Source organism: Aminobacter sp. 01T433, assembly GCF_056398585.1.
The window spans coordinates 250,397-272,548 of the sequence record NZ_JBFTPR010000005.1 but is presented as its reverse complement, the minus strand read 5'-3'; the positions used below and the strand labels follow the sequence as shown (position 1 = coordinate 272,548).

General features: G+C 62.1%; 30 protein-coding genes. 15 read left to right on the top strand and 15 right to left on the bottom strand.

The window, feature by feature from the left end; genetic code table 11:
* Window positions 1–67: 67 nt before the first annotated feature.
* The gene (locus AC1DLV_RS10645; protein ID WP_476799494.1) at window positions 68–1,531 is read right to left on the bottom strand and encodes a serine hydrolase; all 1,464 of its coding nucleotides are present in this window, start codon (window positions 1,529–1,531) and stop codon (window positions 68–70) included.
* Window positions 1,532–1,724: 193 nt separating this feature from the next.
* On the opposite strand from AC1DLV_RS10645, the gene AC1DLV_RS10640 reads away from it, so the two are divergent.
* Entirely contained in the window at window positions 1,725–2,528 is an 804-nt protein-coding gene (locus tag AC1DLV_RS10640) for a class I SAM-dependent methyltransferase (protein WP_476799493.1), read from the top strand.
* Window positions 2,529–2,571: 43 nt separating this feature from the next.
* Here the strand turns inward: AC1DLV_RS10640 and AC1DLV_RS10635 are convergent, their stop codons facing one another.
* The 6 genes from AC1DLV_RS10635 to AC1DLV_RS10610 form a co-directional block, all read right to left on the bottom strand.
* On the bottom strand, window positions 2,572–3,006 hold the full coding sequence (locus AC1DLV_RS10635) for a GFA family protein (protein ID WP_476799492.1): 435 nt from the start codon (window positions 3,004–3,006) through the stop codon (window positions 2,572–2,574).
* A 149-nt stretch (window positions 3,007–3,155) separates the two neighbouring features.
* Window positions 3,156–3,872, bottom strand: a complete 717-nt coding sequence (locus AC1DLV_RS10630) for a helix-turn-helix transcriptional regulator (protein WP_476799491.1) — start codon at window positions 3,870–3,872, stop codon at window positions 3,156–3,158.
* An 80-nt stretch (window positions 3,873–3,952) separates the two neighbouring features.
* The gene (locus AC1DLV_RS10625; protein ID WP_476799490.1) at window positions 3,953–4,360 is read right to left on the bottom strand and encodes a hypothetical protein; all 408 of its coding nucleotides are present in this window, start codon (window positions 4,358–4,360) and stop codon (window positions 3,953–3,955) included.
* A gap of 70 nt (window positions 4,361–4,430) precedes the next feature.
* Complete coding sequence (locus AC1DLV_RS10620; protein ID WP_476799489.1) at window positions 4,431–5,042, bottom strand: DJ-1/PfpI family protein; 612 nt, start codon at window positions 5,040–5,042, stop codon at window positions 4,431–4,433.
* Window positions 5,043–5,069: 27 nt separating this feature from the next.
* Window positions 5,070–5,243 (bottom strand): hypothetical protein, encoded by a 174-nt coding sequence (locus tag AC1DLV_RS10615; RefSeq protein WP_476787250.1) that lies wholly within the window; start codon window positions 5,241–5,243, stop codon window positions 5,070–5,072.
* 226 nt (window positions 5,244–5,469) lie between these two features.
* Window positions 5,470–6,255 (bottom strand): SDR family NAD(P)-dependent oxidoreductase, encoded by a 786-nt coding sequence (locus tag AC1DLV_RS10610; RefSeq protein ID WP_476799488.1) that lies wholly within the window; start codon window positions 6,253–6,255, stop codon window positions 5,470–5,472.
* A 255-nt stretch (window positions 6,256–6,510) separates the two neighbouring features.
* Between AC1DLV_RS10610 and AC1DLV_RS10605 the strand changes: the two genes are divergently transcribed.
* The 4 genes from AC1DLV_RS10605 (at window position 6,511) to gmd (ending at window position 10,134) form a co-directional block, all read left to right on the top strand.
* On the top strand, window positions 6,511–6,783 hold the full coding sequence (locus tag AC1DLV_RS10605; RefSeq protein ID WP_476799487.1) for a metal/formaldehyde-sensitive transcriptional repressor: 273 nt from the start codon (window positions 6,511–6,513) through the stop codon (window positions 6,781–6,783).
* Window positions 6,780–7,748: a CDF family Co(II)/Ni(II) efflux transporter DmeF gene (dmeF, locus tag AC1DLV_RS10600; protein WP_476799486.1), complete on the top strand. Its 969-nt coding sequence runs from the start codon at window positions 6,780–6,782 to the stop codon at window positions 7,746–7,748. The genes AC1DLV_RS10605 and dmeF overlap by 4 nt, the downstream gene beginning before the upstream one ends.
* 204 nt (window positions 7,749–7,952) lie before the next feature.
* Window positions 7,953–9,164 carry a glycosyltransferase family 4 protein gene (locus tag AC1DLV_RS10595; protein ID WP_476799485.1) on the top strand — a complete coding sequence of 404 codons (1,212 nt, stop codon included), beginning with the start codon at window positions 7,953–7,955 and terminating at the stop codon, window positions 9,162–9,164.
* A complete protein-coding gene (gmd, locus tag AC1DLV_RS10590) occupies window positions 9,094–10,134 on the top strand; it encodes a GDP-mannose 4,6-dehydratase (RefSeq protein WP_476799484.1) in 1,041 nt (346 codons plus the stop codon). The genes AC1DLV_RS10595 and gmd overlap by 71 nt, the downstream gene beginning before the upstream one ends.
* A gap of 28 nt (window positions 10,135–10,162) precedes the next feature.
* Here the strand turns inward: gmd and AC1DLV_RS10585 are convergent, their stop codons facing one another.
* From AC1DLV_RS10585 to AC1DLV_RS10570, 4 genes are read right to left on the bottom strand one after another with little or no spacing between them, the layout of a single operon-like run.
* On the bottom strand, window positions 10,163–10,579 hold the full coding sequence (locus AC1DLV_RS10585) for a DUF1801 domain-containing protein (protein WP_476799483.1): 417 nt from the start codon (window positions 10,577–10,579) through the stop codon (window positions 10,163–10,165).
* A complete protein-coding gene (locus tag AC1DLV_RS10580) occupies window positions 10,579–10,803 on the bottom strand; it encodes a hypothetical protein (protein WP_476836161.1) in 225 nt (74 codons plus the stop codon). The genes AC1DLV_RS10585 and AC1DLV_RS10580 overlap by 1 nt, the downstream gene beginning before the upstream one ends.
* Before the next feature lie 45 nt (window positions 10,804–10,848).
* Window positions 10,849–11,259: an SRPBCC family protein gene (locus AC1DLV_RS10575; protein WP_476799481.1), complete on the bottom strand. Its 411-nt coding sequence runs from the start codon at window positions 11,257–11,259 to the stop codon at window positions 10,849–10,851.
* Complete coding sequence (locus AC1DLV_RS10570) at window positions 11,256–11,579, bottom strand: ArsR/SmtB family transcription factor (RefSeq protein WP_476799480.1); 324 nt, start codon at window positions 11,577–11,579, stop codon at window positions 11,256–11,258. The genes AC1DLV_RS10575 and AC1DLV_RS10570 overlap by 4 nt, the downstream gene beginning before the upstream one ends.
* Window positions 11,580–11,756: 177 nt before the next feature.
* Between AC1DLV_RS10570 and AC1DLV_RS10565 the strand changes: the two genes are divergently transcribed.
* Window positions 11,757–12,236 carry a VOC family protein gene (locus AC1DLV_RS10565; protein WP_476799479.1) on the top strand — a complete coding sequence of 160 codons (480 nt, stop codon included), beginning with the start codon at window positions 11,757–11,759 and terminating at the stop codon, window positions 12,234–12,236.
* Between the two features lie 151 nt (window positions 12,237–12,387).
* Here AC1DLV_RS10565 and AC1DLV_RS10560 read toward each other — a convergent pair whose 3' ends face one another.
* Window positions 12,388–12,837 carry a hypothetical protein gene (locus AC1DLV_RS10560; protein WP_476799478.1) on the bottom strand — a complete coding sequence of 150 codons (450 nt, stop codon included), beginning with the start codon at window positions 12,835–12,837 and terminating at the stop codon, window positions 12,388–12,390.
* A gap of 231 nt (window positions 12,838–13,068) precedes the next feature.
* A complete protein-coding gene (locus tag AC1DLV_RS10555; RefSeq protein WP_476799477.1) occupies window positions 13,069–13,980 on the bottom strand; it encodes an arginase family protein in 912 nt (303 codons plus the stop codon).
* A 190-nt stretch (window positions 13,981–14,170) separates the two neighbouring features.
* Between AC1DLV_RS10555 and ybaK the strand changes: the two genes are divergently transcribed.
* On the top strand, window positions 14,171–14,644 hold the full coding sequence (gene ybaK / locus AC1DLV_RS10550; protein ID WP_476799476.1) for a Cys-tRNA(Pro) deacylase: 474 nt from the start codon (window positions 14,171–14,173) through the stop codon (window positions 14,642–14,644).
* A 15-nt stretch (window positions 14,645–14,659) separates the two neighbouring features.
* Here ybaK and AC1DLV_RS10545 read toward each other — a convergent pair whose 3' ends face one another.
* Window positions 14,660–16,309 (bottom strand): alpha/beta hydrolase, encoded by a 1,650-nt coding sequence (locus tag AC1DLV_RS10545; protein WP_476799475.1) that lies wholly within the window; start codon window positions 16,307–16,309, stop codon window positions 14,660–14,662.
* A 201-nt stretch (window positions 16,310–16,510) separates the two neighbouring features.
* Between AC1DLV_RS10545 and AC1DLV_RS10540 the strand changes: the two genes are divergently transcribed.
* From AC1DLV_RS10540 to AC1DLV_RS10530, 3 genes are read left to right on the top strand one after another with little or no spacing between them, the layout of a single operon-like run.
* On the top strand, window positions 16,511–16,825 hold the full coding sequence (locus tag AC1DLV_RS10540; protein WP_476785690.1) for an ArsR/SmtB family transcription factor: 315 nt from the start codon (window positions 16,511–16,513) through the stop codon (window positions 16,823–16,825).
* A 2-nt stretch (window positions 16,826–16,827) separates the two neighbouring features.
* Window positions 16,828–17,295, top strand: coding sequence for an SRPBCC family protein (locus tag AC1DLV_RS10535; protein WP_476799474.1), 468 nt, complete (start codon window positions 16,828–16,830; stop codon window positions 17,293–17,295).
* 38 nt (window positions 17,296–17,333) lie between these two features.
* Window positions 17,334–17,750 (top strand): GFA family protein, encoded by a 417-nt coding sequence (locus AC1DLV_RS10530; protein WP_476799473.1) that lies wholly within the window; start codon window positions 17,334–17,336, stop codon window positions 17,748–17,750.
* A 37-nt stretch (window positions 17,751–17,787) separates the two neighbouring features.
* Here AC1DLV_RS10530 and AC1DLV_RS10525 read toward each other — a convergent pair whose 3' ends face one another.
* A complete protein-coding gene (locus AC1DLV_RS10525; protein ID WP_476799472.1) occupies window positions 17,788–19,695 on the bottom strand; it encodes a propionyl-CoA synthetase in 1,908 nt (635 codons plus the stop codon).
* A 266-nt stretch (window positions 19,696–19,961) separates the two neighbouring features.
* Between AC1DLV_RS10525 and AC1DLV_RS10520 the strand changes: the two genes are divergently transcribed.
* The 5 genes from AC1DLV_RS10520 (at window position 19,962) to AC1DLV_RS10500 (ending at window position 22,145) form a co-directional block, all read left to right on the top strand.
* Window positions 19,962–20,117 (top strand): hypothetical protein, encoded by a 156-nt coding sequence (locus tag AC1DLV_RS10520; RefSeq protein WP_476788357.1) that lies wholly within the window; start codon window positions 19,962–19,964, stop codon window positions 20,115–20,117.
* A 263-nt stretch (window positions 20,118–20,380) separates the two neighbouring features.
* Entirely contained in the window at window positions 20,381–20,575 is a 195-nt protein-coding gene (locus AC1DLV_RS10515; RefSeq protein ID WP_476785694.1) for a hypothetical protein, read from the top strand.
* Window positions 20,576–20,675: 100 nt separating this feature from the next.
* Window positions 20,676–20,942: a hypothetical protein gene (locus AC1DLV_RS10510; protein ID WP_476799471.1), complete on the top strand. Its 267-nt coding sequence runs from the start codon at window positions 20,676–20,678 to the stop codon at window positions 20,940–20,942.
* A gap of 120 nt (window positions 20,943–21,062) precedes the next feature.
* Window positions 21,063–21,779 carry a type 1 glutamine amidotransferase gene (locus tag AC1DLV_RS10505; RefSeq protein ID WP_476799470.1) on the top strand — a complete coding sequence of 239 codons (717 nt, stop codon included), beginning with the start codon at window positions 21,063–21,065 and terminating at the stop codon, window positions 21,777–21,779.
* A gap of 204 nt (window positions 21,780–21,983) precedes the next feature.
* Window positions 21,984–22,145 carry a hypothetical protein gene (locus tag AC1DLV_RS10500; RefSeq protein WP_476799469.1) on the top strand — a complete coding sequence of 54 codons (162 nt, stop codon included), beginning with the start codon at window positions 21,984–21,986 and terminating at the stop codon, window positions 22,143–22,145.
* The last annotated feature ends 7 nt before the right edge of the window (window positions 22,146–22,152 follow it).

The following is a 22,152-nucleotide window of genomic DNA, read 5'->3' as shown; positions in this document are numbered from 1 at the left end:
CTCATAGCATCAAAAAGGGCCCCGTTTCGACGGGGCTTTTTTGTTTCGCTCTACCGTTGGTCCGGGATCAGTCCGACAGGCGCGGTGCCGGCATATCGCGGCCGAACCGGTGCAGGATGAGGCTGGGCGATTGACCCGCTGCGGGGCGCGCGAAGGTGATCGCGGCGTCCACCTCCTTGGTGAAGAAGCGATGGTTGCCTTCTGAATACAGACGCAGCCTGGGCTGGCCGGTGAACTGGCCAAATAGCCTGTCTTCGTCGCGCATGATGGTGAGCACCACGTCGGGCGCGAGCAGGTAGCGGCCGGCATAATTGTCGAAGAGCTTGGGATAGATAGCCGCCTCGGTGGGGCGGGGCTTTGGTTTGGCCAGCGGGATCTCGGGATTGAGCAGATGCAGGCCGATGTCGCTGACGCCGGTGTTGGCATTGGACAAGACAACGACACCTGTCTTCATGCCGGGGTGGATGCCGATGAAGGCGCTGTAGCCGCCGGTGCCGCCATCGTGCCAGGCGATCTCGCCATTGCTGCTTTTGGTGACGACCCAGCCGAGAGCTGCCGAGGTCTCCTGCTCGCCAATCGCCCGCCGTGTGGCCAGCGTGTCGGCAAGGGCGATCGACAGCGGCGTCTTGTCCGAGCTGAGCGCCATGGCGAGGAAGGCCAGAAGGTCGTTGGCCGTCGAGCGCAATGCGCCGGCGCCGGAAAATGCCGGCAGGTCCCAGTTGGGCGCGATTTCTAGCATCTCGTTGTGGCCGGTCGCCATGCGTCCACTCAGGCGCGGCGTGAGGCTGATCGTCGTGCTGTGCATGGCGAGCGGGCCGGTGATGCGCTCGCGGACCAGGGCTTCATAATCCTTGCCGGCACGCCCGGCGAGCGCCTGGCCGAGCAGGCCGGCGCCGAGGTTCGAGTATTCATATTCCGAGCCGATGTCGCGGGGCAGCTGGTAGGCCGACACGAAGGCATACATCTGTTCGGTCGTGTAGTCGGCATAGGGGTTGGTTTCGTTGGTAGGCTCGAAATTGTCGGGCATGCGTGGCAGGCCTGACATGTGCGTGGCGAGATCCGCAAGCGTGATCATCTTGCCGTCGCGCTCGGGAACGGCGACGTTCATGGGCAGGTATTTGGCGACCGGGTCGTTGAGCGCAACTTCGCTGCGCTGCGCCATTTCGGCAAGCAACAGGCCGGTAAACACCTTGGTGACCGAGCCGATTTCGTAGACCGTGTCGCCGTCGATCGGGCGCGGATCGATGCCGCCGAAGCTGCCATGGGCGATGATGCTGCGCCCGCTTGGGCCGATGGTGCCAACGACGATACCTACGCTTTGCTTTTGGACGTCGATCCTGTCGGCGAGGATGCGGCCGATCTCCGCATCGGTGGGAAGCTGAGCAGTCGAGGCGCTGGAAGGCGCTGCCGCGATAAAAGGCCGTCCCATCTTGCGGTCGAGATAGAGCAGGCCGCCTGCGAAGGCAGCGACAGTGAAAATCGAGGCGGCGGCTACGATGGCGCCCGACAGGGCAGAGGCTTGTCTTTTCATTTTGTGGAGCTGTCTCTGGGTGGCGGCGCGGGAGTGCCGGCGTTGAATCTGTGAGCAGGCATGCGAGTTTGGCGCTTGCAGATTGCAAGAGCATTGCGAGCGTTGAGGCGCATGCGGGTTGTCGGGACGGTGGTCCGGGCGCATGATTGTGGGACGTGCAAGAAGGTCGATCTCATGCCCGGAGGTGGCAGTGATGAGCGGATCCGATGCATTCGACGCCTGGAGCGCCGGCAAGAGCTACGAACATTATATGGGCCGGTGGAGCCGGCTGGTGGCGGCGGAGTTCGTTGCCTGGCTGGCACCGCCGCGAGCGGCCGATTGGCTTGAAGTCGGTTGCGGCACCGGTGCGCTGACCTCAGCCATATTGGCCGGGGCTGCGCCACGTTCGATCCTGTCGATCGACCAGTCGGCGGGCTTCATTGCGCATGCCCGCGAAGCGATCAAGGATGGCCGCGCGAGGTTCGAGGTGGCGGATGCGCTCAAGCTTCCGGCTGAAGCCGGAAGCATTGATGTCGTTGCGTCAGCACTGGTGTTCAACTTCATTCCCGACAGGCCGTCAGCACTGGCCGAGATGCAAAGGGTGCTCAAGCCTGACGGGCTGCTGTCGTTTTATGTCTGGGACTATCCCGGCGGCGGCATCGGTTTCATCAACCAGTTCTGGAAGGCTGCCATGGACATCGACCCGAACGTGGAAACGCTCAGTGAGGGCAAGCGGTTTCCGTTTTGCACCAAAGACGGTTTGGTGGGTCTCGTCCAGCAAGCCGGATTGCGCGAAATTGTTATCGCGCCGATCGAGATCGAAACGCGGTTTGAGGATTTCGAGGCGTTCTGGCAGCCGTTCACGCTCGGCTCAGGCCCAGCCCCCGGCTATTGCATGAGCCTGACCGAAGAAGATAGGGCGAAGCTCAAGGCGCGGCTTGCCGAGCGCCTTGGATCGACCGGGCCGATCAGCCTGGTCGCGCGGGCCTGGGCTGTGAAGGCAAGCAGGCAACGCTGAGCGGCAGGATATGTCCGGCCGCTGGCGCCGCGTTACAACCAGCCTATTCGCTGGCGATGAATTTCAGCGTGCCGGCGATTCCTGACCCGGTAGCGCCGCCCTTCTGATCGGATGGGTGGTTGATGCCGTCCATGACGGGGATCTCGGTGAAGTCGAACGGGCTGATGCCCTCAAGGCAAGCTGCATTGACGCCGTATTGGTTCTGGTTCGAACGCCGCTGGTGATGGGTGTAGATGCCGCATTTCGAGCAGAAGTAATGCTTCGCCGCCATCGTGTTGAACTGGTAGATGGTCAGTGCATCTGCGCCCTCAACGACGTCGACGCCGCCAAGATCGGCGGAGACGGCGACAGCGCCCTTCATGCGGCAGTAGGAACAGGTGCAGCGGCGGGCCGTTCTGAGACCGTCGCTCAATCGCACGCGCAGACGGACGGTCCCGCAGTGGCAAGCGCCGTTGATCTCACTGATGTCCATTTCCATGCACGATACCCCTCTGGTCATGTGTCCTGCTCACTGACCGCGAAGTCATTCAATTTCAAGGCCTTGTTTCGTGTGATGATTGGGTCAGCAGAAAAAAGGCCCGGCTTTGGGCCGGGCCAGCTCAGCGGGACTGACGATGGGAGGATGCGTCAGCCGCGGAAATTGCGATCAGGGTTGCCGAAGGATTCGCTGCGTTCGACACTGCGGTAATAGTCGACCAAAAGCTTGCCGCGCTCGGGCTTGAAGGTGCGGCTGGCCAGGGCGACCGAAGAAATGCGGTCGATGCGGAAGGCGCGGAAATCGTTGCGCATTTCGCACCAGGCGATCAGCGTCCAGACCTTGCCCCAGAACCACAGGCCGAGCGGGCGCACTTCGCGCGCCGAACCGCTGCCGGCTTCGTCGCTGTAATCGAGCTTGAGCACCTGGCGCTTTTCGACGGCGCGCTCGATGAGGTCGATCGCCTCGCGGTCGGCATCGGAGACCACCCACATCGGCGCGTGGATTTCGGTACGGGCGATGCGGTCCTTTTCCGAATCGGGCAGCACCGCGCCGATCTTGACCAGCGCCTCGTCGGCGGCACGCGCCATGGCGGCACCGCCAAAGGCGCGGACCATGCGAGCGCCGGCAACCAAAGCTACGATTTCATCTCGTGTGAACATCAGCGGCGGAAGGTCGAAACCCTCCCTCATCATATAGCCCACGCCAGCCTCGCCATCGATCGGCACACCCGTCGATTGCAGGTCGGCGATGTCGCGATAGATCGTGCGCTCGGAAACCTCGAGCCACGCGCCCAACTTATGCGCGGTGACCAGCCGGCCACCGCGGAGATGCTGTACGATCTGGAACAGCCTGTCGGCGCGTCTCATCGAAAACCCCTCAAAGTCTCGCGCTGTTCTTAGCCAAGTGGGGGCGCTTGGCGTCGGTGACAATGCGCAAAGTCAAAAAGCTAGTCGGGAAGGCCTTCGCGCCGGCGCTGGGTGGCGCCGAAATCCTGGCCAAATGAAAGCTTGCCCGTGGTGGGCGTCGTCTTGTCGAGCACACGCCAGAAAGGCGTGATGGCGGTCATCGGCGCACCGCGCGCGATGTCTTCGTTGGCAGCTTCCGCCACCGTTCGCAGATGGTAGCCGATGGTCACCGGACAGGTGACCTCGGCCCCATGGTGGCGCGCCAGCTCCCGGCGTAGCGTGCGCACATCGAGATGCACCCCCTCGGGGATGGTGCGGATGAAGTCGTCGACCTGCCGCGCGGTGGGCACAAGCATCGACTGGCCTTCAACGATATCCGAAAAGCTGCGCGGCGACGGCTTGATGCCGTTGCTGCCTGGCGTGTTGAGCTTGTCCGTCCAGCTTTTCATGCCACATCCTCAAGGGCGCAACGCGGAACTGTTCATCCTATCATTGCATAGGGCTCCTGACAGCGTATTGTCAGGAGGCGTCACCATGCTCGCGCGCGACCATGGCATGCTCGCGAGCGAACATGGCGCGCATCTCGCCGATCTGGTCGCCCTGCTCTGGATATAGCGTTTGAAGGAAGGCCGTCGCGAAAGTGCCCGGCGCCGAGCCTGGTGCGGAGACGATCTTCTTGTCGGCAACGGCGTGCGGCACATCCTGGTAATTCGCAGCACCGGCATAGATCGGCTCGTGGCGAAGGATCCAGTCGCGACCGTTGCTGGTGTGGCTGACGCCTTCGAACAGGCCAGCGCGGGCGAGCGCCAGCGTGCCGGCACAGATGCCACCGACCACGCCGCCACGCCCGGCGACCGCCTTGAGCAGTGGCGAGACGTCGGGGGCGCCTTTGTCGGCCCAACCATCCGAACCGATGACCGCGACAGCGTCGAGATCCTGGTTTTCCGCCGGATTGGCGCTGCGCTTGGCGGTGAGGCTGAAGCCGGCGATCGAGGTCAGCGGCGAGGCATGAGGCGAAATCGCGACAGCACGGGCGCCGAACCATTCGACCGCCGATGCGGCAAGCAGGCCGTATTCCCAGTCGGCATAACCTTCGATGAACAAGACGCCGATGGTTTTGGAGGCGGTCATGGAGTGTCCTCGTGTCAGGCTTTGGGGTCAGTTGCGGTCGCTGCCGCGCGACATGAAGCGGTCGGGCCAGCCGATGTCCTTGCGGATATCGTTGGGCAGCGCGTTCATAAAGCGTTGGGTGCGGATCTCATTGTGCATGGTCCTGACCTTGCCAGCATAGTGCCTGATGGCGCGAAAAATGTCAGGCGTGAAGGTGTTCATGACGGCTCCTCCTTATCTTGAATGGGAGGAGTATCGCACAGCCCTCCTGACAGCAGTCTGTCAGGAGCTGGCCGGTGTCTTGCGATTCAGGTGAGGCCGGCCTGCAAATGGCAGCTTCCTGCGCTTCCGGTGCTCACGTACCCGGATGTACGCTCCGTTCCGGTTCTCGGCCCCCGCCATTTTCGGCTCGGCCTGACCTGAATTTCAATGCACCTTGCCACCTTGGTCAGCCTTTGACGGGAACCGTGTAGTTGAGCGCGAGCCGGCCGCCATCGGCGAAAATGGTCTGGCCGGTGATGTAGCTGGCGTCGTCGGAGGCGAGGAAAGCGGCAATGGCGGCGATCTCCTCGGGCTCGCCGATGCGTCCGAGCGGGGTGCGCGAAAGCATGCGGGCTTTCGCCGCCGGGTCGGCCTTGGCGCGGGCCAGCATGTCGGTGGAGATCGAGCCGGGGCCGATGGCATTGACGCGGATGCCATAGGGCGCAAGCCCCAGCGCCATGACCGTTGTCAGCTGGGTTATGCCGCCCTTGGACACGGCATAAGGCACCTGGTCGGCGATGGCGACGACGGCATTGATCGAAGACATGTTGATGATGGCGCCGGGCGCGCCGCCCGACTTGACCTTGTCGACCATGAAACGCGCCACCGCCTGACCCGCGAGGAAGGCGCCCTTGAGGTTGACGCGCAGCACGTGATCGAAGTCGTCTTCGGTGACATCGAGGAAGTCCGCCTGATGGGTGATGCCGGCATTGTTGACCAGGATGTCGACGTCGCCGAAGGCATCGATGGTGGAGGCGACAAGGTTGTGGACGTCGAGGCGCTTGCCGACGTCGGCGCGGACGAAACGCGCCTGGCCGAGCTTTGCGAGGTCGCGCTCGGCGGCAACACCTTGCTCCTGCTCGATGTCGGCGATGACCACGCGCGCGCCTTCGTTGAGGAAGCGCTCGGCAATGGCATAGCCGATGCCCCTGGCACCGCCCGTGATGATCGCCGTCTTGCCGTCGAGCTTCATGGAGCGCTCCTGCCATTTTTGCCGAATCCAGTCGCGACAGTGGCGGGAAGGGGCGGTGGGGTCAACGGGCGGGCGCTTTGCCCCTCCCCCTTGTGGGGAGGGGTTAGGGGTGGGGCTGATGCCAGCTTCGGTGCTTCTCGTTTTACCCCCACCCTCGATCCCTCCCCACAAGGGGGAGGGAGGACCGCTACGCCACGTCATTGCAAACGCGGTTTCGAAGATATAGGGTACCCCCCTATATTATAGGAGCCGGCGATGTCGCATGTCATCAAGGAAAAGGCCAAGCTTTTGGCGCGGGTGCGACGCATCAAGGGCCAGGTCGAGGCGGTCGAACGCGCGCTCGAGGCTGAGCTTGGCTGTGCCGACGTGCTGCAGCTGGTGGCGTCCGTGCGCGGTGCTGTCGGTGGGCTGACGGCGGAGCTGATGGAAGATCATATGCGCGACCACGTGCTCGAACCGGCCGACCCAAGGGAACGCCAGCGCGGCGGCGAAGAGCTGATCGATGTCATCAGGACCTATTTGAAATGACCCACGCCCATCCACATCCGCACGGGCATGACCACCATGACCACCATGATCATCCGCACGCTACGTTCGCCGCGGCGCATGAACACGTCTTTTTGGGCGACCGCCACGACCGCAACGCGCGACGCACGATGTTCGTCATCGCGCTGGCGACAACGATGATGGTGGTGGAGATCGTGGCCGGCACGATCTACGGCTCGATGGCGCTGGTGGCCGATGGCTGGCACATGTCGACGCACGCGGCAGCGATGCTGATCGCAGCCCTTGCCTATGTCTTTGCGCGCCGGCAGGCGCATAATCCGCGTTTTACCTTCGGCACCGGCAAGATCGGCGACCTCGCGGCTTTTGCCAGTGCGGTGATCCTGGCGATCGTGGCGATCCTGATCGGCTGGGAAAGCGTTGGCCGGCTGTTTGCCCCGGTGCATATCAATTTCCGCGAGGCGATCATGATTGCGGTGGCTGGGCTTGCGGTGAACCTTGCCAGCGCTTGGCTGCTGCATGACGGCGACCATGGCCATCAGCATGACCATGGTCACAGCCATGGCGGGCACGACAACAATCTGCGCGCCGCTTATGTGCATGTGCTGGCCGACGCGCTGACCTCGGTGCTGGCGATCGGCGCGTTGATCGCGGGGGCGATCTATGGCTGGCTGTGGCTCGACCCGCTGATCGGCATCGTGGGAGCGCTTGTCATCGCGCGCTGGTCGTGGACGCTGATCCGCGACGCCGGTCGCGTGCTTGTCGATTACACACCGGTGGGCGAGGACCTGCCGGCGGAGATCCGCGAGGCGGTGCAGTCGGACAAGGACGTGATCACCGACCTGCATGTCTGGCAGGTGGGGCCCGGCCATCACGCCGCGATCGTGTCGCTCAAGTCGAGCGCGCCGGCGACGCCAGATGCCTACAAGTCGAGGCTGGCCCATATCCACGACCTGTCGCATGTGACGATCGAGGTGCAGCCGGCGTAGCGTTCGCGCCGCCGCATGCGGCCAGCAGGCCCTGGATTTGCCAAGGCTGCCGTACCAGCTCATTTCAACAACAGCTTCGAAAGTAGTAGCGCGCAGCGAAGCATGTCCAAAAAGGTCAGCTTCCAATACCCGACCCCATGATGCGAGGGTCACCATTCAGGTGGGACTCATGCTGCACTCGCAACGAAGCGCTGGGGTTTTGAGATGCGGATCGCTTTCGTACATGAGTGGCTCGTAACCTATGCCGGTTCCGAGAAAGTACTCTCTGAGATGCTCAAGGATTTCCCGGAAGCGGACTTGTTCTGCTTGGTGGATTTCAGCGAGGGGCGGTACAAGTCGCACTTTATGGGAAAGGCTTTTCGGACAAGCTTTCTACAAAGGTTCAAGGCGTTATCCCGCATATACAGGTATTTCTTTCCTTTGATGTCGATTGCCGTCGAGCAATTCGATTTGTCAGGCTATGATATTGTTGTTTCAAACAGCCATGCTGTTGCCAAAGGGGTGATCACTGGTCCGGATCAACTCCATATCTGCTACTGCTACACGCCGATGCGATATGCTTGGGATCTGCAGCATCAATACCTCAGGGAACAACATTTCGATGGCAGGCCTCGGGGTGTCATAGCCAGGGCGGTGCTGCACAAGGCCCGGATCTGGGACACCCGGACCGCAAATGGCGTCGACCATTTCATTGCCTGTTCGCAATATATCGGGCGTCGTATCTGGAAGGCTTACCGGAGAAACTCGGACGTTATTTATCCCGGCGTGGATACGAAGTATTTCCAGATCGGCGACACGAAGGGCGACTATTATTTCACCTCTTCACGCATGGTGCCCTACAAGAAGATTCCGCTGATCATCGAGGCCTTCCGGCAGATGCCGGACAAGAAGCTGGTCGTGATCGGCGATGGGCCGCAATACAAGGACGCCTTGAGAAAGGCCGGCCCCAATGTCTCCGTCCTCGGCTATCAGCCCGACAGCGTCCTGCTCAAGCATATGCAGGAGGCGAAGGCCTTCATTTTCATGGCGGAGGAAGATTTCGGCATCACCCCGCTGGAAGCCCAGGCCTGTGGCACGCCTGTGCTTGCGTTCGGACGCGGGGGCGCTTCGGAGACCGTCATTGACGGCGTGACCGGCCTGCATTTCTGGGAGCAAAGCACTCAGGCCGTATGCGATGTGGTCGCCAAGTTCGAAAGCTCCACGATCACGTTCGATCCGGCGACCATTCGTCGGCATGCCGAGCGATTTTCCATTGCTCGCTTCCGGAGCGAATTCAAGGATCTGGTCATGGCCAAATGGCAGGCACATAGCCGCGCAAATGAAGGCGTGAAGGAAAGGGCGGACAATGAAGCGTGCCTTCGTGACAGGTATAACGGGACAGGACGGAGCCTATCTCACCAAGCATCTGCTCAATAAGGGCTACCGGGTCTTCGGTGGGCACCGCAGAACGAGCACGCATAACTTCTGGCGTCTTATTGAACTCAAGGTAGCCGACCACGAGAACTTCTCCTTCGTCGAGCACGATCTGACGGATCTCGGCTCGAACATCCGCGCGCTCACGGCCACCGAACCCGACGAAGTCTACAATCTGGCAGGCCAGAGCCACGTGGCCGTATCCTTCAAGGAGCCGACGCTGACGGCGCAGATATCCGCCGTAGGCGCCTTGCAGCTCCTGGAAGCAGTGCGCACCGTCAATCCGAAGATCAGGGTCTACCAGGCTTCGTCCGCCGAGATGTTCGGCAAGGTCCAGGCGGTCCCCCAAACTGAAGAGACGCCCTTCTACCCCAGGAGTCCCTATGGCGTGGCCAAGCTGTTCGGCCACTGGTCCGCGGTGAATTACCGGGAGTCCTATGGCATCTTTGCGAGCTCCGGCATCCTGTTCAATCACGAGTCGCCGTTGCGGGGTCAGGAATTCGTGACACGCAAGATCAGTGTTGGCGCCGCCCGTATCCGCCTTGGCCTGCAATCCAGCATGACGCTGGGCAATCTCGACTCCAAGCGCGACTGGGGATTTGCCGGCGAGTTCGTCGACGGCATGTGGCGCATGCTCCAGGCGGAGGAGCCCAATACCTTCATTCTCGCAACGGGTGTCACCACGACCGTGCGGGATTTTGCCACCCAATCCTTTGCGGCGGCTGGGATCGATCTTGATTGGGTTGGGACCGGGGACAATGAAGTGGGCCGATGCTCCGAGACCAAGCGCCAGCTTGTCCATATCGATCCGGCATTCCGCCGGCCTTCGGAGGTCGATCTCCTGCTCGGCAGCCCTGAAAAGGCAGGGCGGATACTGGACTGGAAGCCCGCTACAACGGTAGCGCAACTCTCGCAGATGATGGTTTCGGCCGACCTCGTTCGTGAAAAGGCAAGCTCTCGATTGGCCCATTGAGCAATGGCGGCTGTTGGATCGGATCGCCTCACATTTTTTCGCCAGGCAGTGCACTTGCCTGTTTGACCCAATCGGCGAATTGCCGCTCGTCGAACGGGCGGTCTTCGTAGATGTCGAGATAGCGCACGTCGGCCTGCTTCGAGGTTCCAGGCGGTAGCGGCGAGAGGGATGCGCCCTTGAAGAACGCGACCTTGACGTATTTGGTCAGGCAGTGGAAGCCGAGGAACCAGATGCCTTCCTGCACGCCGTAAAAAGGCGAGTTCCACTTTACCGCCTTGGCGACACCGGGAACCGCTTCGGAGATCAGCGCGTCGAGGCGGCGGCCTACGTCGCTCTTCCAGCCTGGCATGGCGGCGATATAGGCCTGGACGACGGCGTCGCCGTAGCCCATCGCGATCTGCGGGTTGCCGCCTGACAGCAGCTTGGGTGCCGCATCCTTGGCCATCAGGCGTGGCCCTTTGCAGTCGGCAAAGCGTCCTGCCGGCCGCCGACATAGGGCAGGAAGAACATGTAGATGCCGGTCGGGATCAGTACGGCGAGCGGCGGCAGAGGCAGGTAGTAGAACCACTCGGGCAGGGTGGTGAGGGCCATGCCGGCAAAGATCGATGCGACGATCAGGCTGAAGACGAGCGAGGTCCAGCGATGGACGGTGCGGATCACTGAGTTCATTGCAATGTTCCCGGAGTTCGATTGACGGTGCGGTTGAGGCGACGGTCACTCCAGTTTTGCTACGACGTCACCCAGCGCGGCGATGAAGCGCGGCCAGCCGACGGTTGCGCCCTGGAAGTAGGACTTCTGGGCGGTGGTAAAACCGCGCTGCTCCATGCGCAGGCTGGTGCCTGATGCCGTGGGGGCGAGCGTCCAGGTGACGATGCTGCGCAAGTCCTTGGTGTCCCAGCGATAGGCGAGCGAGCGGTTCGGCTCGACAGTCTCGACCTCGCAATCGACCTGTCCCCAGTCGGCAGACAAGGTGAAGCGGCGGCCGGCCTCGGGCGCGAAATCGTTGTTCATCAGCCATTCGGCGATGAGATGGGGTTGGGTGAGCGCGCGCCAGAGCTTTTCCGGCGGGTGGGGGAATTCGCGCTCGACCACGACTGAGCGTGTCGTTTCCATCGTTTCGGTCATTGGTCCATCCTCTTGAGCAGATTGTCGAGATCGTCGAAGCGGTCGTTCCAGAAACCGGACATCTCGGTCGTCCAGTCGATCAGCGTCCTGAGCGCGCCACGTTCGGCGCTGTAGTAGGTGTAGCGGCCTTCGTGCCGGTCGCGCACAAGCCCGGCTGCCTTCAGGACCTTGAGATGCTTGGAAACCACCGGCTGCGAGACGCCTGCCTCGCTCAGCAGTCCCACGACCGATGTGTCTCCCTCGCGGCAGAGATGCTCGAACAGCCCGCGGCGCGTGGGATCGGAAAGTGCGCGGAACACGGCGTCCTGAAGCTGAGACATGACACATACCCGATTGACTATGAATGACTCATAGCCAATTGGGTATGAGTTCGTCAATGGGTGTGGTGTAATGTCAGGACTGATGGCGTCGGCGCTCGACCCAGCCCTGATGCTGCTATAGCCTTTCAGCCATTGCGAAACCGGGCGGGAATGGCTTCAAAAACGGGAGGACGAGCAATGGCAGTTGCCAAGAACACGATCTGTCTCTGGTACGACAAGGACGCCGAGGCTGCGGCCCGCTTCTATGCCGAGACCTTTCCGAACAGTTCGGTCAGTGCCGTTCACCGCGCTCCCGGCGACTACCCGTCCGGCAAGACGGGCGACGTGCTGACTGTCGACTTCACGGTCGCCGGCATTCCCTGTCTTGGCCTCAATGGCGGGCCGATGTTCAAACACAACGAAGCCTTCTCGTTCCAGATCGCCACCGACGACCAGCAAGAGACCGACCGCTACTGGAACGCCATCGTCGGCAATGGCGGCCAGGAAAGCGACTGCGGCTGGTGCAAGGACAAATGGGGCATCTCCTGGCAAATCACCCCGCGCGTGCTGACCGAGGCGCTGGCTGTCGGTGGTGACGAAGCAAAACGCGCCTTTGCTGCGATGATGGAGATGAGGAAGATCGACGTCGCCGCGATCGAGGCCGCGCGGCGCGGCTGACGGTTCTGTTGCCGCCTATGGCGTCGGGTCGCAGGCGGCAACGAAGCGATGGGGCGCGCGCAATCGTGCTCAAGACGTCACAGGCGCAGTCGTGACTGACAGCGCCTGCTCTCGACCCCATCCACGATGGACATCGGTTGCGCAACTGCTTCTACTTGGTCGCCGCCGCAATATGATAGCCACCATCCCAATGCCAAATCTGCTTGGCATCCACCGTTACGTTCAAGATGGCCTGAAAGCCCGCTAGGGTTCCACTTCCAGCGGAGAATGCGCAATGTCCGGTGGGTGGGCTCGCGGTATCGTATACAATGCAGTGTCCGACGGCCGAATCGCCAGGCCCCACCGCGAGTACGACGGAGCTGCTGGAAAATAGCGGGCTATTGATTACCGGTCCATAGTACAAAACTTTTGTACCGGCTGGTATTTCTTTGAAATCAGATTCTACTATCGTGCAGAAGCTTGGTGTTTCGCCGGAGTATTTGCTACACTCTTTGGAAATCTTGATCGGCAGGAGCTTTGGTGACTCCTGTGCCATCGAGGGCATATTGATTGTGAGGCAAACAAAGAAAGTGGTGGCCAGAAAAGTGTTGGTAGCAGACATTTTCGGCTCCTGGGTTCGTTCATCTCCGTGTTCACGACAAATGAACGATGTGCCCGTCAGGCGTCATAGTCGATATAATTCGCCGTCAATTGGGTTTGCGCCCAATCTAGGCTGTCGCTCGCTATAGGGCGTTTCGGGCGGCGGCTTCGCGCCAAGCCGTTGAAGGTCGTGCATCGACGCCAATGATGTGAGTCGCAATCGTGGCTCACAGCGGTTGCCCCTCATGCCGGTTCAAGCCTGCCTGACGATGCGTCCGATCGCATTGACGAGAAGGCGCGCAGCTGTGAGCGCCGTGATGCCGCCGATATCAGTGTGCGTTTGGAATTCAATGAGGTCGAAGCCGGCAAGGTGTCCGCGCTGGCTCACCCCCTCGATCAGCCCGATCGCCTGCTGATAGGTCAGCCCGCCTGGTGCGCGGCCGGCGACGCCCGGCATCACGCTGGGATCGAGCCCGTCGCAGTCGAGGGTCATGAGCACGCGCGCGCCAGCAGGTATATGTCTGAGGGCGGCTTCGATGCCCTCGGCGTGGATTTCCCGCGCCGTGACAAGGTGCGCGCCCCAGCGCCTGGCGGTCTCGACCTCCAAGGGCCGGGCGCTGCCAGGGCCTCTGATACCCACCTGTACGATGCCGGCGACATGTGGCATCTCGCTCGCCCGGCGCATGGTGCTGGAATAGCCCAAGGGCTCGCCATAACGCTCGTCGCGCCAGTCGATGTGGGCGTCGATCTGCAAGATCCAGATTGGCCCATGATCGGCAAAGCCGGCGATGAAGGGGATGGGCACGGAATCATCTCCGCCGATCATCAGCGGAACGGCTCCGGCCGCGAGGATGGCGCGCGTTTTCTCTTCGATCAGCCTGCGATTTCCGGCATTATCAAAGACCGATGTCGGCAGGTTGCCGGCATCGACGCAGCATGGCTCGCGGCCCTCGAAGAGGGGGCCGCCAAGATCGAAGTCCCAGCTGTCGAGGAATTGCGCATCGTCTTGGCTGGCGGCGCGGATGGCGGCGGCGGCGCCGGCGAAACCTGAAGGATCGGCGCCGGGATAGGTGCTGCCATGCGGCGCGCCGAACAGCACGATGCGCGGTTGCACGCCACCGGGCAGATGTGCGGGAAAATCGAGAAAGCTGGTATCCGCAGACATGTCGGAGGTCGTTGTCGCAGAGACCGGACGGCTGTGCAAGCGTGGGCCGCACTGTTGCTCGACCGCCGCAATAAGCCGTCGAAAACCAGAGCTGCTCGACAGTCATTTCGTCGAGGTCTACGCTCGCTTTCCACTCATTGCCGCAACCGCTGCCCTTGCGAAATGCCGGGGCGCTGTTGCAAAACGGGGCATGTCCAAGACCACGCCCGCCACGCTGATGCTCGCCAAGTCAGGTGTCCCCTTCGCAGTGGCCACCTATGACTATGATGCCGGTGCCGACCGCGTCGGGCTGCAGGCGGCCGAGGCGATGGGGGTGCCCGCCTCCATTGTGCTCAAGACGCTGATGGTCGAGGTCGACGGCAAGCCGGCCTGCGTGGTGGTGCCCTCCGACCAGGAGGTCAACATGAAGAAGGTCGCGGCAGTCTTCGGCGCCAAGTCGGCGCAGATGATGAAGCCCGTCGATGCCGAGCGGCTGACCGGTTACAAGGTCGGCGGTATCAGTCCCTTCGGCCAGCGCAAGCAGGTGCCAACGGCGGTCGAGGAGATGGCGACGCTGGAGGACGAGGTCTACCTCAATGGCGGCCAAAGGGGGCTGCAGATCCGCATGCGTCCGGACGATCTGGTCCAGGCGCTGGGTGCCAAGGTGGCGGACCTCATCCGCTGACGTATTGAAAAGCGGTCACTTTCGCTTGTCGATGAAATGCTGCTTCAGCCTGGCGATATCGTCCGGCGACCAGCCCTGGATGTCGGCGACCTGCATCCAGGCGTCGATATAGTGCTCGGCGGCATAGACGTGGCCGTAGCCCATCGGGGCGGTGGTTGCCATGGCGATGTCGAGCGTCAGCTGCAAGAAGGTGACGACCGGATACCACCGCAGTTCGGGCGACACGTCAGGGCCGCGGGGCGTCTTCATCCAGTCCGGTTCGCGATAGAGCGAGTGGGTCTCGTAGAAGGTGATCGGGTCGGAGGCATATTGCAGGTAGACAAGTCTGAGCGGTCCCCACTCGGCCCCTGGAATGTCGAGCGCGTTCTTCTGGGCGGTGAAGCGGACATAAGAGCCGTCGCGGAACTCAGGCAGCCATTCGGGCGTGCCGGGATTGCGCCCGTCGGTGATCGAACGCCAGATGCGGCTGGCAAAAGGCGGGCCGCTCAGCAGCGCGCCCTGATAGGGGTCGCCCAGCACCTCGAACAGCTCGTTGGAAAGCTCGGTGCTCAAGGCGCCTAAGCTGAGACCGAAGAGATAGAGTTTCGGCCGCGTCTGCTTGGGCAGGGTGCGCCAATAGCCATAGATCTCGGTGAAGAGCGCGCGCGACTGCTCGGCGCCATAGCCTGGCTCGACCAGCAGCGACATCCAGCTGGCGAGGTAGGAATATTGGGTGGCGACGCTGGCGACGTCGCCATTGTGCAGGAATTCGATCGGATCGATGGCCTGCTCGTCGACCCAGCCGGTGCCGGTGGGGGTGATGATGACAAGCGTCGAGCGCTCGAAGCCGCCGGCGCGCTTGAGTTCCTCCAGGGCGAGCTTGGCGCGCTCCTGGGCTGTCTCGGCGGATTGCAGCCCGACATAAACGCGTACGGGTTGCTTGGCCGGTTTGCCGGTGAGGCTGCCGATGTCGGCGCCGGTGGGGCCTGACGCAATGTAGGAGCGGCCCATGCGACCGAGATCCTGCCAGCGCACCAGCGAGGCTGCGCTGCCGGTCTTTTCTGGATCGGAAGGCTGCTTGGTGTCGGGCGGCATCAGCGCATCGAGACGCTGGAACGAGCTGTCCATGACACGCAGGCCGTAGCGGAAGATGATGCCGTCGGCAGCCGACCAGAACAGCAGCACGACGAGGGTGGTGCCGATGACGTAGGAGACGCGTGTCGGCACGAAGCGGCGCAGCTTGCCGGAGACGTAGTGCAACGTCACGTTGAACAGGCGGGCCAGCGCGATCAGGACGATGAAGGTGATCAGGGCGATCGCGCCGACCTCGAGCGGGTGGCCGGTGTCGACGGGGGCGAGCTTCATCAGGCTGCGGATCGAATTCTGCCACTCGGCGGCGCGCCACAGGAAGGCCAGGCCGATCATGCCGCAGGCGATGGCCCCGACAAGCTTGGAAACCCGCAAGACGCGGGACTTGAGCTCGGGCAGTTCGAGATAACGCCAAAGCCAGCGCAGGAAGAAACCGACGCCGTAGCCGGCGGCTGCCGAAAAGCCTGAGAGCGCGCCCTGGGTGACGTAGTTGCGCGGGATCAAGGTTGGCGTCAGCGACGCGGCAAAAAACAGCGTGCCCAACAACAAGCCGGTCATCGAGAATGAATACCAGTACCTGATGACCCAGTTTCGCATGCAACAACCCCCGTATGCCCGTTCGCGGGCAAAGTGCCCTGCGCGTCGCTGCGGCGCAATACCGAAGCGGACGATGCAGGCTGTAATAGCACGCACGTCTCATCGGAAGCGCGGTCCGGCCGTGTGGGGGCGGCGGGTTTAGTTGCCATTTGACATGCAGGTATTTACCTGCATATTATGGCCTCACACAGAGTGAGACTGATGGACGATGACAAGGTTTTCAAAGCGCTGGGCGACGCGACACGCAGAAGGCTGCTTGATCTTCTTTGCGAAAAGAACGGGCAGACGCTCGGTCAGCTTTGCGAAAACCTCGATATGGCCCGGCAATCCGCCACGCAGCACCTCGAAATCCTGGAGGCCGCCAATCTGGTGAGCACGGTCAGGCGTGGCCGCGAAAAGCTGCATTTCATCAATCCCGTGCCGCTGCACGAGGTCTACGAACGGTGGGTACGGAAATTCGAACGTCAGCGGCTCAGCCTGCTGCACGATCTGAAAAAGGAACTCGAAGGAGAATAGCGATGACACAGGACAAGACCAGCTTTGTTTACGTGACATATATTTTCTCGACGCCCGCAAAGGTGTTTGAGGCCATCACCAAACCTGACGTCGCAAGGCGCTACTGGGGTCATGAGAACGTCTCTGACTGGCGTCCTGGCTCGAGTTGGGAACATGTCCAGGCCAATGATGAGCGGGCGGTCAAAATTGTCGGCAAGGTCGTCGAGATCGCGCCGCCCCGCAGCCTCGTCATCACCTGGGCAGACCCGTCCGAGGCCGCTGACCCTGCCAGCTACAGCCGGGTGACGTTCGACATCGAGGAATACGACGACACCATGGTCCGGCTGACTGTCACGCATGACGAACTCCAAGCCGGCAGCGGCATGGCAAAGGGCATCAGCAAAGGCTGGCCAATCGTACTGTCCAGCCTGAAATCCTTCCTGGAAACCGGGCGCCCCATCGACCTTTTCGCCAAGCCGAAATCGGCCTGATCCGTTTCTGGGCCGATCAGGACTTGCGGGAGAATGTTATGACCAAACGCTATAGCGGCGGATGCGCCTGCGGGGCGATCCGTTATGAAACGAGCAGCGAACCCATCTTCGAAAACCACTGCCAATGCCGTGATTGCCAGAAACGCAGCGGTACGGGGCATGGGTCCTATCTGACCTTCGCCCAGCGCGCCGATGTGACAATTACCGGTGAAGCGAACAGCTGGCGGGTCGCGGGCGACAGCGGCAACGAAAAGATCCACGCCTTTTGCCCGACCTGCGGAACGCCTGTCTACCTGACGTTTGTCGCCATGCCGGACGTGGTCGCAGTCCACGCGACCAGCCTTGACGACCCTGGCCAATTCAACCCGCAGGTGGTCACATACACCATCCACGGCCATGCCTGGGATAGGACGGATCCCGCGTTGCAGACATTCGAGAAAATGCCGCCCGGATAGTCGCACCAGGGGGTGGCAGGATTGGCGGCGTCTGAGTTCAGACCCCGATGCCTCTTGCCTTCAGCGCTTCGGTGATTTCGTCGAGGATGGCTGGATCATCGATGGTGGCCGGCATCTTCCAGTCCTCGCGGTCGGCGATTTTCTGCATGGTGCCGCGCAGGATCTTGCCCGAGCGCGTCTTCGGCAGGCGCTTGATGGTGACCACCATCTTGAAGGCGGCGACCGGGCCGATGCGGTCGCGTACGAGGCCGACGACCTCCTTTTCGATGGTTCCGGCGTCGCGGTCGACGCCGGAGTTGAGCACGATGAAGCCGCAAGGGATCTGCCCCTTCATCGCGTCGGCGATGCCGATCACGGCGCATTCGGCGACATCTGGATGTTCGGCAACGACCTCTTCCATGCCACCCGTCGACAGGCGGTGGCCGGCGACGTTGATGATGTCATCGGTGCGGGCCATGATGAAGAGGTAGCCTTCATCGTCGATGTAGCCGGCGTCAGCCGTCTTGTAGTAGCCGGGGAACTCGGCGAGGTAGGCGTTGAAGAAGCGCTCGTCGGCGTGCCACAGCGTCGGCAGGCAGCCGGGCGGCAAGGGCAGCTTGATCACGACATTGCCGAGCGTGCCGGGTGGCACTTCATGGCCTGCGTCGTCGAGCACGCGCACGTCGTAGCCGGGCATCGGCACGCAGGGCGAGCCGTATTTGACCGGCAATAGCCCAAGCCCGACCGGGTTCTGGCTGATCGGATAGCCGGTTTCAGTCTGCCACCAATGGTCGATGACCGGCACGTTGAGCTTGTGCTCGGCCCATTTGATGGTTTCGGGATCGGCGCGCTCGCCGGCGAGGAACAGCGTGCGGAATTTCGACAAATCATATTGCGGAACGAAGGTACCTTGCGGGTCTTCCTTCTTGATGGCGCGGAAAGCGGTGGGCGCGGTGAAGAGTGCTACGACCCCGTGTTCCGAAATGACACGCCAGAATGTGCCAGCATCGGGCGTGCCGACTGGCTTGCCCTCAAACAGGATGGTGGTGGCGCCATGCAGCAGCGGGCCATACACGATGTAGGAATGGCCGACGACCCAACCGACATCGGACGCCGCCCAAAAGACCTCGCCCGGCTTGACGCCGAATTCGTTTTCCATCGACCATTTGAGCGCGACCATGTGGCCGCCATTGTCGCGGACAACGCCTTTGGGCTGGCCGGTGGTGCCGGAGGTGTAGAGCACGTAGAGCGGATCGGTGGCGGCAACGGAGACGCAGTCGACCGTGCGTCCGGCTGCCTTGGCCGCGCCTATGGCCTCTGCATAGTCGATGTCGCGCCCGGCAACGAGATCGCAGGTGAGCTGCGGGCGCTGTACGATCACGCAGCTTGCGGGTTTATGGGCTGAGAGCGCAATGGCGCCGTCAAGCAGCGGCTTGTAGGCGACGACGCGGCCGGGCTCGATGCCTGAGGAGGCCGAGATGATCAGCTTGGGCGTGGCATCGTCGATGCGGGTGGCGAGTTCCTTGGCGGCAAAGCCGCCGAATACCACCGAATGGATGGCGCCGAGACGGGCGCAGGCAAGCATGGCAAAAGCTGCTTCCGGCACCATCGGCATGTAGATGATGACGCGGTCGCCTTTTTGCACGCCCTGGTCCTGGAGCACGGCGGCCAGCGCGTTCACCTCGGCGAGCAGTCCGGCATAGGTGAATTTCTTCTGGGTGCCGGTGATCGGGCTGTCGTGGATCAGCGCTACCTGCTCGGCGCGGCCGGAAGCGACATGGCGGTCGAGCGCGTTGTAGCAGGTGTTGCACTCGGCCCCGGTGAACCACTGGCCATAGACACCGCCTTCGGCATCGAAAACCTTGTCCCAGGGCTTGAACCAGTCGATCGCCCTTGCCGCCTCGGCCCAGAAGCCCTCGGGATCGCGAACCCAACCGTCATAGACCTCGTGATAGCGAGATGGCATGGCGTTTCCTTCCCAGGATCTTGGCCCTTGAGGGCGTCTTTGTTGGTACATCTGTACCCGCCTGGCCTGCGGGGCGTCCATTTGACCTTGGTTTAAGAGGCTGGCTGCGAGCCCCGATTTGCCTGACATTCCGACATGGTTTTGCGCACGTCCGCTGTTCGCCAGATCACGCGCAGCCTTTGGCGGGAATGCCAAGGGCCGGTTGCAACGATAGCAGATTGGCGCTCGCACTTTGACAGGCGCGCGCGAAGTTGATCAAAGACGGCATGTCGAAAGCGCTGTCGCTCGTAATCCTGGCCATCATGGCGATCCAGCTGATCAAGCCGCTCGGCTTGCCGGGCCTCAGGCAACGGCGCGATTTCTGGAAGCTTGCGGTGCTGGCGCTGGCGGCGATTTCGGTGACGGCGCTGCTGGGGCATTGATAGGCGGAGCGGGCGTCGATTGCTTGAAAGAGCCGGAGCCCGCCGGGGGAAAACCCCATCCCCACCCCCGGCGAGCCTAACCCTGATTTGCGACAACCAGGGTCCGGCTACCGCCGGCAATCAGTTCGAAGCATGGAACGTGCCAGCCGGCTTTGTACCGGAATGGGACATCGCTGGAAGGTGTGCCGGCCGCTCATTTGCGCGCTTGCCTCGACATGGGACTGTTGTGGTGGTTTGCTGGCGCCTTAACAGGGGGCTGATCCATGGCAAGATTGACGAACACGGCGCCGAACCGGGTGTTGGCCGTCGATGCGACGGTGGTTAACGAAGAGCCGCTTCTGGCGCTGCTGAATCTCGAGACCGACGACGGGGCAATCGAGCTTGCCCTCAATCGGACGGTGGCCGAACTGCTTGTCGACCAGCTCCTGACCCTGCTCGGCTATGACGAGGAAGACTGAGAAGGACGGGTTGGGCCAAGCGCCCTCCGTCCACGTGCGTCAACTTGCGCACTTGGCCTGACGTCACCAATCAGCGCCTTGGTCTGCCCAGGAGGGCGCGATGAACAATACCTATCTGACATACTGGCTGTCCGACACGACATCGGCGATTGGCTTGGTGATAGCCGTCGTCGGCCTGTTTCTTGCCGCAGCCGGCTATTCCAGGGCCAGCAAGGCGCTCGTTGGCGTGCTCGACAATCCTGGCAATCAAGAGCTCAGGCTTCGTGTGGCGAAGGCGTCAAAATGGGCGAGCCTTGGCCTGTGGATCGTATTTTTCGGCGTCGGCATTCAGGCGGTGGCGGCGCTGTTTGGGCTGCTCGTCTACTGATCAGGCGGTGACGCTGGGGGTCGGCGGCCCTGCCTCAACTCTTTTGTTGCCGTGCCCCATGCCTGGGCGCATCGATTGTCTTCAGATGCGCGGCAGATCGAGCAGGCATCGAGAGCGCGCATGAAAATCCTTGTCTTCCAGCATCTGAGGGTCGAGCACAGCGGTGTGTTCGGAGAGTTCTGGCGCAAGGCCGGGCACAGCGAACACATTGTCGAACTGGATGAGGGCGAGGCGATCCCAGCGCTCGACGGCTTCGACATGCTGGCGGTGATGGGCGGGCCGATGGATGTCTGGCAGGAAGAGGCCCATCCCTGGCTCAAGCCGGAGAAAGCGGCGATCAAGCATTGGGTGCGCGATCTCAAGCGGCCATATCTCGGCATCTGCCTGGGGCATCAGTTGCTCGCCGATGCGCTGGGCGGCAAGGTTGGCTTGATGAAGCAGCCCGAGGTCGGCCTTGCCACAGTCGAGCTGACGAAAGCCGGGCGCGCCGACCGGTTGTTTGACGGTGTCGATCCGGCGATCAAAACGCTGCAATGGCATGGCGCGGAGGTTTCGGCGCTGCCGCAGGGCGGTGAAATTCTGGCCGGCAATGCCGCCTGCGCCACTCAAGCGATGCGTGTCGGCCAAAACGCCTATGGCTTCCAGTATCACATGGAGATCACAGAACGGACGGTCGGTGACTGGGCGAAGATTCCCGAATATGCCGCGAGCCTGAAGCAGGCATTGGGCGCGGAGGAGGCAGGGCGACTGGCGCAGACGGTCGCGCCCAATCTGCCTGCGTTCCGCAACACCGCCGGCCGCATCAACGACAATTTCTTTGCCGCAATCGGCTGCTAAGGCCAGTCCTGCGCTCACCTTGTCAGGGGCGTGCGCCGACATGGCTTGTTGTGTTCGGCGCCGTATCGCCCTAGAGCCTGTTTCAACCCCGATCGAAATCGGGACAGGGCTCTAGCTTCTGCATGAGCATGATCTTTTCCGAAAACCGGTTTCCACTTTTCGGGATCATGCTCTACGCAGGCATGAACCAGAAAAGGACACTGCATGGCCAGACCGACAAACTACAATCAGGAACGCAGGGACCGTGACCGGGCCAAGGCGATGAAGAAGGCCGACAAGCTTGCGGCCAAGGCCGAAGCCAAGGAACGCAGCAGCAAGCCTGCCGAAGAGGTCGCAGCGACCCCTGAGGCAGAAACCGAACTTTAAGGGAATT